Genomic DNA, 11,325 nt, shown 5'->3' with positions numbered 1-11,325 from the left:
ATCGCAGCAGTTAAAGTTGTTTTACCATGGTCAACGTGACCAATTGTACCCACGTTTACGTGTGGTTTATTACGTTCAAACTTGGCTTTAGCCATGATGATCTTCCTTTATAAACTGCTCATGAGGGTCGCCCATGAGCACTTGGTTTTTTAACTAAATTTTAGTTGGGTAATATAGTAATCGAAAGATTACTCGTCGTCACCTTTTTTACCGCCAGCTTGGAACTTAGCGATGATGCCTTCAGCCACGTTACGTGGAGTTTCAGCATATTTAGCAAATTCCATAGAGTATGTCGCACGACCTTGAGACATAGAACGCATTTGAGTCGCGTAACCAAACATCTCAGCCAATGGAACTTCTGCTTTAATTGCTTTTGTTCCACCAGGAAGATCGTCCATACCTTGAACCATACCACGACGACGGTTTAAGTCACCCATGATATCGCCCATGTAGTCTTCTGGAGTTTCTACTTCAACTTTCATGATAGGTTCAAGAAGAATTGGATCTGCTTTCATGAAACCATCACGGAACGCATAAGAACCAGCCATTTTGAAGGACAATTCATCAGAGTCGACATCGTGGTAAGAACCGTCAAAAAGAACAGCTTTAACGCCTACAACTGGGTAACCAGCCAAGACACCATTCTTCATACGCTCTTGAATACCTTTATCAACTGCACCGAAGAATTCTTTTGGTACTACACCACCAACAACTTCTTCAGCGAATTCGTATTCTTTACCAGCAGCTTCAACATCAAGTGGCTCTAAACGAACATATACATGACCGAATTTACCTTTACCACCTGTTTGACGTACGAATTTACCTTCTTGCTCAACAGTTTTCTTAATCGTTTCACGATAAGCAACCATTGGTTTACCGATATTCGCTTCAACACCGAACTCACGTTTCATACGGTCAACGATGATGTCAAGGTGAAGCTCACCCATACCAGCAATAATTGTTTGACCAGATTCTTCGTCAGTACGTACACGGAACGATGGATCTTCTTTCGCCAAACGACCTAAAGCAATTGACATTTTTTCTTGGTCAGCTTTAGTTTTTGGTTCAACAGCCAATGAAATTACTGGCTCAGGGAATTCCATACGCTCAAGTGTAATGATGTTTTTCTCATCACATAATGTATCACCAGTTGTAACGTCTTTAAGACCTACACACGCTGCGATATCACCTGCACGGATTTCATCAAGATCTTGACGCTCATTCGCATGCATTTGCACGATACGACCGATACGTTCACGCTTAGACTTAACTGGGTTATATACTGGGTCACCTTGTTTAAGAACACCAGAATAAACACGTACGAAAGTTAAGTTACCTACGAATTTGTCGTTCATGATTTTGAACGCAAGCGCAGAGAACGGAGCTTCGTCAGATGCTTCACGAGATGCTTTAGTTTCAGCTTTATCGTCAAGGATACCTTCGATCGCTTTAACTTCTGTTGGCGATGGTAAGAATTCAATCACAGCATCCAACATACGTTGAACACCTTTGTTTTTGAATGCTGAACCACAAAGCATCACTTGGATTTCAGATGCTAATGTACGAGCACGTAAACCTGCAACGATGTCTTCTTTAGAAAGATCACCCTCTTCAAGGTACTTGTCCATTAACTCTTCAGAAGCTTCAGCAGCCGCTTCAACCATGTTAGTACGCCATTCGTTAGCAGTATCAACTAGGTCAGCAGGAATCTCACCATATTCAAACTTCATACCTTGAGATGGTTCATCCCAGATAATCGCTTTCATTTCGATAAGGTCTACAACACCTGCAAATGTATCTTCTGCACCGATTGGTACAACGATAGGCACAGGGTTACCGCCTAAACGAGTTTTAACTTGCTCTACAGCACGGAAGAAGTTTGCACCAGTACGGTCCATCTTGTTCACGAATGCTAAACGAGGCACTTTATATTTGTTAGCTTGACGCCATACAGTTTCAGACTGAGGTTGAACACCACCAACAGCACAGTAAACCATGCACGCACCGTCAAGAACACGCATAGAACGCTCAACTTCAATTGTGAAGTCAACGTGTCCCGGTGTATCAATTACGTTGATACGGTGTTGTTCGAATTGGTTGCCCATACCAGACCAGAAACAAGTCGTAGCAGCAGAAGTAATGGTAATACCACGCTCTTGCTCTTGTTCCATCCAGTCCATTGTTGCTGCACCGTCGTGTACTTCACCAATTTTGTGAGATACACCTGTGTAGAACAAGATACGTTCAGTTGTAGTTGTTTTACCTGCGTCAATGTGCGCAGAAATACCAATGTTACGGTAACGAGTAATCGGGGTTTGGCGAGCCATGATGTCTTACATTCCTAAATGTTATCTTTAAAACAGGACGCATCAATTAAATTGATGCGCACGAATATCCAAGCAGGCAACTTAAATACCCGCAAAGCTCCCACTTTGATAAAGAGCGATGTTGAATCGAGCTGCTGTACGCATGAATATTCTCCTGATTAGGGACTGTTTTATCCGTTTAGAAACGGTAGTGAGAGAAGGCTTTGTTGGCTTCAGCCATACGATGCACGTCTTCACGTTTTTTGATCGCTGCACCTTTACCTTCAGCTGCATCAAGCAACTCACCAGCAAGACGTAAAGCCATCGTTTTTTCAGAACGCTTAGCAGCAGCATCTACTAACCAACGCATTGCTAAGGCAGTACGACGGGATGGGCGTACTTCCATAGGTACTTGATAAGTAGCACCACCAACACGGCGTGCTTTTACTTCGACCATAGGACGAACTTTTTCAAGAGTAGTCTCGAAAAATTCAACTGGGTCTACTTTGTTTTTTTCTTGAACACGCTCTAAAGCACCGTAAACGATACCTTCAGCTACAGATTTTTTACCATCTTGCATTACGTGGTTCATGAATTTAGCGATTGTTTGGCTGCTAAATTTTGGATCTGGAAGGATCTCACGAGCAGCGACTACGCGACGTCTTGGCATTTTAATACACCTAATATTATGACACTTCAGGATGATCCAGCAGTTTGTACAAGTGTCATGTACGCTACGCTGGCCTTACTATACGTCGCTTGAATTACAAATCTATGAAGAATTCAAACAAGCGAAACGCTAAAGGGTTGTTTGGGCTGGTTGCCTAGAATTACTTCTTAGGACGTTTAGCACCGTATTTAGAACGTGACTGGTTACGATCTTTCACGCCAGCACAGTCTAAAGAACCACGAACGGTATGGTAACGTACACCTGGTAAGTCTTTAACACGACCACCACGGATTAGAACAACACTGTGCTCTTGTAAGTTATGACCTTCACCACCGATATAGCTTGATACTTCAAAACCAGAAGTTAAGCGAACACGGCAAACCTTACGCATTGCTGAGTTAGGTTTTTTAGGAGTAGTCGTATATACACGTGTACATACACCACGACGTTGTGGACAAGCCTTCAACGCAGGAACTTTTGACTTTTCAATCAAAGTTGTACGACCCTTACGGATCAACTGATTTGTTGTTGCCATTTGGCAATTCTCCCGTGATTAAACAACCTTAAAAAGAAAAACACCTCTTTTTAAGGGCACACAATTGTAAGCCAAGAAGTAAAAATGGTCAACAATGCAAGATAAAGCAACTGCTGACCATTTCTATAATTTTGTTGTTTTATTGATGTCTAAATCACACCAACAAATAATTAACTGTGTTTCGTTGATGCAGGTTCAATATCAATTGTTTTGGGTTCAGTAGATAGTTCAGCTTCATCAGAACTGAGTAATTCATTTGATTGCTCTTTCAAAGCAGGTTGCTGTTCAGTATGTTCGTGCTTGACCACATGCTCTGATGCAAGCTGTTGAATACCCTGCTCAACGTTTTCATTCGTCTGAATTTCTTTAGCAGCATGATCTTTAGATTGCACTGAAACATTGGTAATCACATCATTTTTGCTTTCATCAATACTACTTATTGCATTTGTCGTAGTCTCTGTTGCATTTAACAATCGTGAATTTGGCTTTCTCAATAATGCTTCCGCTTTGTAATAGGCTTCTAAGGGTGAAAGATTTTCATTCGGATATTCATTCAAATAAAAACGAGCTGCCCCGAAAACAGATTGTGCCTTGTGTCCAACATCTTCGAGTAAACGCCAACTATAAAAACCACCTAAAGCAGCACCAGCAACTGGTGTTAACTTACCAATCACAGAAGCTTGAGGGATATGATTTAACCACCCCCATTTAAACTGTCCTTCCTCATCAACTAACCATTTCTTTACAAGCTCAACATCATTGCTCGATCCAAGCAACTGCTGAAACTGTTGTAAGTCATGGGTTTCTAACATCGACTTCAACGCTTTTAATGCAATCAATAATGTTTGTTTTTCAGCAATAATACCCAAATCAATTTCTTTAAAAATAAAGGCAACCACTTCTTGATCTGCCTCATCGGCCAAATCAAAGCCATGAGAGCGACCCGTTTGATAAATTGTTCTTAGTGCTAGAACAATCGAGGCAGGAATATCAACAGCTGCACCCCAAACTCCTGTAGCACCCGTGATAATGCCTTGCGCAGCGGCTAATAATTTATTTTGTTCAATTAATGCCTGACTTAAACGTTGAGAACGCCCCGTATCTTGAGTGAGTTCGGTAATATCCTTTACGCCTGCTTCTTCCAGAATCTTTTCTGTAAGTGAAGTATTCGAGCTAAATTCATTCAACCACTGAAAGAAATAATCAGAAACTTTTTCGCCCATGTCAGGTGAAACAAAAGTCGCCACATTATTTACCTTCGTATAATGCTTACCTAGCAATTGATGTGACAATTTAGGAAGTTGTTGACGCAGCATCTGTTGAGGGCTTTCGTATTGCTCAATCTCAAATGGGCTTTTAAAATGCGCCTTCCCTTCGATCACATTCGATGAATCTGTAGATCCAGTTGCTAATGTTTTAGGCGCAGTTTGAAGTTTTTGTATTTCTGAACTGAGCTTTTTAGCCACTCCAAAGGCTTGGGTAAATAAACCTGAAGATTGCTTGTTTTTAGATTTTGTCATCAAGTACCTCTGTTCTATAATCTTTGCATCTCTAGGTAGATACTAGGTTGAATGCAAATTTATCTCAACTTTTATCTGTGTTCTTTCATTACCTTTTGTCTCAACTACATTTATATTTACGAATATTTACACAACTAGAAATAGGCATAAAATTTGCCATAAGAAATAAAAAACCTTTCTGCTATGATGGTGTCATTCACTCATAAGCCATTTAAATCGTTATTTTCTCCTGATTTGTACTTATAGCGATATGCACAAGGCTTCGTATTACCATAAAAGGGATCTGTAAATGAAACGTGTTGTAATCACTGGTATGGGCATTAACTCATGTATCGGTAACTCTTTAGAAGATGTCACTCATTCTTTAAAAAATGGAATCTCAGGAACACGTTTTAATCCAACTTATGCCGAATTAAATTTTAAAAGTCATGTCAGCGCTGCTGCTGAACAGGATTTTGATGGTATTGATCGTAAAATCAAGCGTTTTATGGGTGTATGTGCAATGTATGCTTATAACGCAGCGATTGCAGCGGTAGAACATGCGGGTCTAAAACAAGAGGATCTAGCAAATAACCCTCGTTATGGTATTGCAGGTGGTAGCGGCGGTAACTCAACTGCATCAGTTGCAGAGATGGTTAAACTATTAGAAGAAAAAGGCGCACGTAAAATTGGTCCTTTCTTTGTTCCTCGTAATATGAGTAATACCATTACTGCCAATGTCGGCGTTGCATTAAAACTACAAGGTATTGCTCACTCAATTACCAGTGCATGTGCAACTTCTGCTGATGCAATTGGTTATGCTTACAACCTGATTCAATTAGGTAAGCAAGATCTAATGCTTGCTGGTGGTGGTGAAGAAGATCACTGGTCTCAAAGCTTACTTTTTGATGCTATGGGTGCATTGTGTTCTAAATATAACGATACACCAGAAACAGCATCTCGCCCTTACTCAGCGGATCGTGACGGTTTCGTGATCGCTGGTGGTGGTGGTTTCGTTATTCTTGAATCACTTGAACATGCACAAGCACGTGGTGCGAACATCTTAGCTGAAGTTGTTGCTTATGCAGCGAACAGCGATGGTGCAGATATGGTTGCTCCATCTGGGGAAGGTGCTACGCGTTGTATCCTCATGGCACTAGAAGAAGCAAAACAACACGGCATTGAACAAATCGATTATGTCAATACTCACGGGACTTCAACACCTGCGGGTGACGTGACTGAGCTTAAAGCAATGGAGCGTGCATTTGGTGAAGGACAAGTTCCACCACTTAGTTCAACTAAATCAATGACGGGTCACAGCTTAGGTGCTGCAGGTGTTCAAGAAGCGATTTATTCTGTATTGATGATGCAAAATGACTTTATTGCTCCAAACATCAACGTGACTGAGCTTGATGAAGGCGCACAAGGTTTCGATATTGTACTTGAAAAACGTGATGCAAAACTGAATACTGTGATGAGTAACAGTTTTGGTTTTGGCGGCGTAAACGCTTGCCTTATTTTCAAGAAGTGGGATGCATAATCCTGCGTAGGATTATCGATGGATGCACCTTCTGATGCTTTTTTGTGGGTAAAAGCATTACATATTATTGCTGTGGTTTGCTGGTTCGCTGCATTGTTCTACTTACCACGTCTTTATGTTTATCATGCCATGAGCGAAGATACCGTTAGTCATCAACGCTTTGAAGTGATGGAACGCAAGTTGTATCGTGGAATTATGTGGCCATCGATGATTGCCACATTAATTACCGCCCACTTTCTGGTTGACTGGGGGGATGCGACCCGACATTATCATGAAGCCTTATGGTTCTATTTCAAAGTCGGTCTGGTTGGATTATTGGTGATTTACCACTTTGTCTGTGGTTATTACCGCAAAAAGCTAATTGGTAATGCGCACTATAAATCGCACAAGTTCTGGCGTTTTTTTAATGAAATGCCAACCTTGATCTTATTTGCCGTGGTCATCTTAGTGGTCGTAAAACCTCAGTTCTAACTGAGGTTTTTTATTCTAAAATATTCTGATCACCCTCACTTTTCCTATCTATTGTTCAAATGATCAAATCATTTCAAACATATATACAAAGATTAAAGGCAGGCTTCATTGCAAACCTAATCCTTTATCTTAAAATGAATGAGTTCCAATATCGTGGATTGACGTCGGGCGAAATCGCCATGGCACGCCCCGTATTTGGCGACTTGATTAACTATGCAGAAGTTAAGATTTTCAATACCCCCTATCTCCCTTGGCAGCCTGTTAATATTTTTATGGCACCAAACGGCAATCTATTTGTACATAAACAACATTTTTATCAGGATTATTCAAATTGCTCATTAGACCTTCAGGCAATTTTTATTCATGAACTCGCCCACATCTTGCAATTTCAACAAAAAACCAATGTCATCTTAAAAGGAATGTTGTTACAGACAGGCTACTATCTTAGTTTTAAAAAGTATAATCCCTATCATTATCAATTTATTCAAACCAAGACTTTCACCAGTTACAACATTGAACAACAAGGTGATATTGCACGAGATATTTTTTTAAAGAAGATTCCAAATATTATTTTGAATCAATAAAAAGCCCTGTCGTTTATTTACAGGGCTTTTCAGCTTGAAACATCATTAGCAATTCTATGCTGCTGTGTTTTTACTGCTCTCTGAGCTAAGTTCATGACTATCATCCATTTCAGTCGTAAAATCTACACGCATCGCATCTTTAACAATTGTACCGATACGTCCCACACCAATTGCCAATCCAAAAGCAATTACTGGATATAAGATTGTTGGAATCACCATAACTTATTACCTCTCATCAAAAGTTTAATTAATCAAACTTACTCTGACTCTTGTACTTGCTCTTGGAACATTAAAGTACCAATACGACCAACTACAACAGCTAAACCAAACGCAATTACTGGAAAAAATACAACTGACATTTCTATTTCCTCTTTTTATATGCGAAATGCATATTTTTACTGTTACATCTAGTGTACAGATGTTCACATTAATTAGGATAATAGCAGTGGACATTTGTACACTCAAGTGTAGCAAAAGGATTCCCGACGAACGGTCAAAAAAGATTCAATTCAATAAAATTATGTTTTTGATAGATTTAAATTTTACGAAAACTCTAATTTTTTGTATTTTTTATCCCATTACCGAAATAAGCTAAAAAGAGTGTTTCTATTCATGTCATTGAACTGTCATTTCGGTAAGCGAAAGTGACACGAAAAAAAAGAATAAATGACAATGCTAAGTTTATTCATAGTCATGCACCATCACTACGCAACCATTTAAAAATGTTGCTCTTTAAAACAGAAAAACTTGTTATTTTTACGCAGAAAAATGTGCAATTAGTATATATTAGACACCTTGTCATTTTTCTTTAAGATATAGAATGTTTGGCGCTATGATATACAACGTTCTTTAAAATTATACTTACACAAATCAAGAATTTGTATATCAGCACTTGTTAAGACTTAGGATTAGGTTTGAATGAAAAATTTTAAAATTGCCCTTGCTCAATTTTCTCCGCATATTGGCAATATTGACGCAAATACTCAAAAGATGGTTGAGCAAGCAAATTTAGCGAAACAACAACAGGCTGATCTGATCATCTTCCCTGAACTTTCTACGCTAGGTTACCCAGCTGAAGACTTATTACTTCGCCCAAATTTACAAAAACGCACTCAGAAAGCATTTGCACAATTAAGTGAAGTCAAAGATATCGTCATGGTATTTGGTTTTGTTCATCAAACCGAAGATGGCTACCGCTATAACTCAGCAGCCGTGATGAAAGATGGACAAGTTTTAGGGATTTATAATAAGCATAACTTGCCAAATTATGGTGTTTTTGATGAAAAACGCTACTTCCAAGAAGGTCATCAGCATCTAATTTTTGAATATTTAGGTCATAAATTTGGTGTACTTATTTGTGAAGATGTTTGGTCACTGAATACTGTTAAGCAATTAAGCCAGCTCAATGTAGAAACAGCATTGGTTCTTAATGCTTCACCTTACGAAGTAGGTAAACCGCAACATCGTATCCAAACTTTAAATGAGTTAGCTAAACAGTTAAATCTCAATCTAGTTTATGTTAACCAAGTAGGTGGTCAAGATGATCTAATTTTTGATGGTTCAAGTTTTGTAACCAACAAAAATGGCGAACTTGCATTACAAGCACCAAGTTTTCAAGAATCTGTTTATGTGACTGAATATGATGCAGAGCAAAAACAGTTTAAAACTGCTAATGCCATCCCAACTTTAGATACTTTTGCTGAAATCTATCAAGCATTGGTTATGGCAACACGTGACTACGTACAACGCTCGGGTTTCCCTGGTGTGATCTTGGGCTTATCGGGTGGAATCGATTCAGCCTTGACACTTGCTATTGCTGTTGATGCGATTGGTGCTGATAAAGTACAAGCCGTGATGATGCCTTATACTTATACCTCTCAAATGAGTGTAGAAGATGCAACAGAACAAGCACGTCGCATGGGCGTAACTTTCGGTATTGCAGAGATTCACCCAATCGTAAATAGCTTCATGCAGACCTTATTCCCGTTCTTTGGCAACACACCAGCGGATGCAACGGAAGAAAACTTACAAGCGCGTACCCGTGGTACGCTGCTCATGGGTTTATCAAATAAGTTTGGCAACCTTGTACTTTCAACAGGTAACAAGTCTGAAATTTCAGTCGGTTATTGCACACTGTATGGTGATATGGTCGGTGGCTTCTCTGTATTAAAAGATGTCTATAAAACCATCGTCTTCGAATTAGCAAAATACCGTAATACATTAAGTGAAACACCTGTGATCCCTGAGCGTGTCATTACTCGTCCCCCTTCTGCCGAGTTACGCCCTGATCAAACTGACCAAGACTCTTTACCAGCTTACGATGTACTTGATGCGATACTTTATGCATACATCGAAGAAGATCAAAGCCAAGCAGATATTATTGCGAGAGGATTTGATGCTGAAGTGGTAGAAAAAGTGATTCGATTGGTTGATCGCAACGAATACAAACGTCGTCAAGGTGCAATCGGACCACGCATCAGCTCACGTGCTTTTAGCCGTGAACGACGCTACCCTATCGTCAACGGATGGACAACGAATGACTGAAAAAATTGTTTCTGAAAAGTCACAATTACTTGCTCAAGCACTTATGCTTGAGCAAGTGGCCTTTTATAAAAACCAACTCACTACTCAACTCTCACCCGAGTTTTTCCAACAGTTTATTCAGCTTTTTTTACAACATGCTCCGAATATAAAACTGAAAGAAGTTGTAGAGCTTGATCAAATTCAAGCTGTAGTTAAACGCTATGCTTTTGAAATGCAATTAGGTGCTGGACTATTAGAATTCATTGGAGAAATTGCCCAGCGTCTTCATGTTTTTTCCTTGCAATCCTCAGCACAACTCCAAGATGTATTCTCAGATCATCAATTTGAAATGTGGCTATCTAAAATCTTAGAATTAGATAATATTCGACAATATTTGAATAAATTTCTAAAAGAAAGCCCATCCATTGAGCAACTCTGCTTATATATAGCAACCTCTACACTACAAAATAAATTACCCAAACTATTTGCTACAGCTGATGAAGAAAAAGCTCAAGATAGTAAATATGAATGGCAGCAGAAATTAAAAACTTTTTCCTATCGCCAACAACAACGTATTGAGCAAAAAATAGAAGAAAGTATTGCACGCTTTATTCAAGAACAACTTGTTGATTTGGGTCTATTATCAAATGATGATCTAGAAAGTTTGGCACGCAATATATGGGATGATAATAAATCTAAACCACTCTCTGAATACACTAAGCAAGTCACTCCTCTAGATGTAGAAGAGTTCTTTGTGATGATCTATGAGTATTGGAAAGAATTACGCCAGTCTTCATTTTTGCAAGATCTGATTCTCTATGGCGTTAAAGTTTTCTATGATTTTTATAAAGATGAAAGCCTACAAGATGTTTTCACAGCTATTGGCTTGGAAGAAAGCGATCTACGCAATGAGGCAGTTCGTTTTTATCCAAAAGTTGTTAAAGCATTAGATGAACATAATGTGTTAGAACCCATTATTCACATGGTTTTAAAACCTTTCTACGACAACCCTCAGACCCTACAAGTTATCGAAACACATCTCTAATCTGGCTCAAGTCAGCGCTGAGTAGAAAAAAACTATAGATAAAAAGAAACCACGCAGGAGCGTGGTTTTTAAAATGGTGGCTATGACGAGACTTGAACTTGTGACCCCCGCATTATGAGTGCGGTGCTCTAACCAACTGAGCTACATAGCCG

General features: G+C 39.3%; 11 protein-coding genes and 1 tRNA gene. 5 read left to right on the top strand and 7 right to left on the bottom strand.

Annotated features, from left to right (window positions below; all coding sequences use genetic code 11):
• From M5121_RS15020 to M5121_RS15000, 5 genes are all read right to left on the bottom strand, one after another.
• Positions 1-95, bottom strand: a 95-nt coding sequence (locus M5121_RS15020; RefSeq protein WP_017397055.1) for a GTP-binding protein, incomplete at its 3' end; no start/stop codon positions are given.
• Positions 96-188: 93 nt separating this feature from the next.
• A complete protein-coding gene (fusA, locus tag M5121_RS15015; RefSeq protein WP_004913954.1) occupies positions 189-2,327 on the bottom strand; it encodes an elongation factor G in 2,139 nt (712 codons plus the stop codon).
• Positions 2,328-2,505: 178 nt separating this feature from the next.
• A complete protein-coding gene (gene rpsG / locus M5121_RS15010; protein WP_004638185.1) occupies positions 2,506-2,976 on the bottom strand; it encodes a 30S ribosomal protein S7 in 471 nt (156 codons plus the stop codon).
• A 160-nt stretch (positions 2,977-3,136) separates the two neighbouring features.
• Complete coding sequence (gene rpsL / locus M5121_RS15005; protein ID WP_004638184.1) at positions 3,137-3,511, bottom strand: 30S ribosomal protein S12; 375 nt, start codon at positions 3,509-3,511, stop codon at positions 3,137-3,139.
• A 170-nt stretch (positions 3,512-3,681) separates the two neighbouring features.
• Complete coding sequence (locus M5121_RS15000; RefSeq protein WP_249571624.1) at positions 3,682-5,031, bottom strand: EcsC family protein; 1,350 nt, start codon at positions 5,029-5,031, stop codon at positions 3,682-3,684.
• Between the two features lie 289 nt (positions 5,032-5,320).
• On the opposite strand from M5121_RS15000, the gene M5121_RS14995 reads away from it, so the two are divergent.
• From M5121_RS14995 to M5121_RS14985, 3 genes are read left to right on the top strand one after another with little or no spacing between them, the layout of a single operon-like run.
• Positions 5,321-6,550: a beta-ketoacyl synthase N-terminal-like domain-containing protein gene (locus M5121_RS14995; protein WP_249571623.1), complete on the top strand. Its 1,230-nt coding sequence runs from the start codon at positions 5,321-5,323 to the stop codon at positions 6,548-6,550.
• Positions 6,551-6,568: 18 nt separating this feature from the next.
• The gene (gene hemJ / locus M5121_RS14990) at positions 6,569-7,021 is read left to right on the top strand and encodes a protoporphyrinogen oxidase HemJ (protein WP_208727730.1); all 453 of its coding nucleotides are present in this window, start codon (positions 6,569-6,571) and stop codon (positions 7,019-7,021) included.
• A gap of 59 nt (positions 7,022-7,080) precedes the next feature.
• Positions 7,081-7,605: a hypothetical protein gene (locus M5121_RS14985; RefSeq protein WP_249571622.1), complete on the top strand. Its 525-nt coding sequence runs from the start codon at positions 7,081-7,083 to the stop codon at positions 7,603-7,605.
• 54 nt (positions 7,606-7,659) lie between these two features.
• Here the strand turns inward: M5121_RS14985 and M5121_RS14980 are convergent, their stop codons facing one another.
• Complete coding sequence (locus M5121_RS14980; RefSeq protein WP_004913964.1) at positions 7,660-7,824, bottom strand: hypothetical protein; 165 nt, start codon at positions 7,822-7,824, stop codon at positions 7,660-7,662.
• A gap of 699 nt (positions 7,825-8,523) precedes the next feature.
• On the opposite strand from M5121_RS14980, the gene M5121_RS14975 reads away from it, so the two are divergent.
• Positions 8,524-10,149, top strand: coding sequence for an NAD+ synthase (locus M5121_RS14975; protein WP_249571621.1), 1,626 nt, complete (start codon positions 8,524-8,526; stop codon positions 10,147-10,149).
• A complete protein-coding gene (locus M5121_RS14970; protein ID WP_249571620.1) occupies positions 10,142-11,173 on the top strand; it encodes a hypothetical protein in 1,032 nt (343 codons plus the stop codon). Before M5121_RS14975 ends, M5121_RS14970 begins: the two co-directional genes overlap by 8 nt.
• 74 nt (positions 11,174-11,247) lie before the next feature.
• Here the strand turns inward: M5121_RS14970 and M5121_RS14965 are convergent.
• A tRNA-Met gene (locus tag M5121_RS14965) sits at positions 11,248-11,324 on the bottom strand.
• Between the last annotated feature and the right edge of the window lies 1 nt (position 11,325).

Origin of the sequence: Acinetobacter sp. ANC5681, assembly GCF_023488045.1 — a bacterium.
GTDB lineage: Bacteria > Pseudomonadota > Gammaproteobacteria > Pseudomonadales > Moraxellaceae > Acinetobacter.
This window is presented reverse-complemented; position numbering and strand designations above follow the sequence as displayed.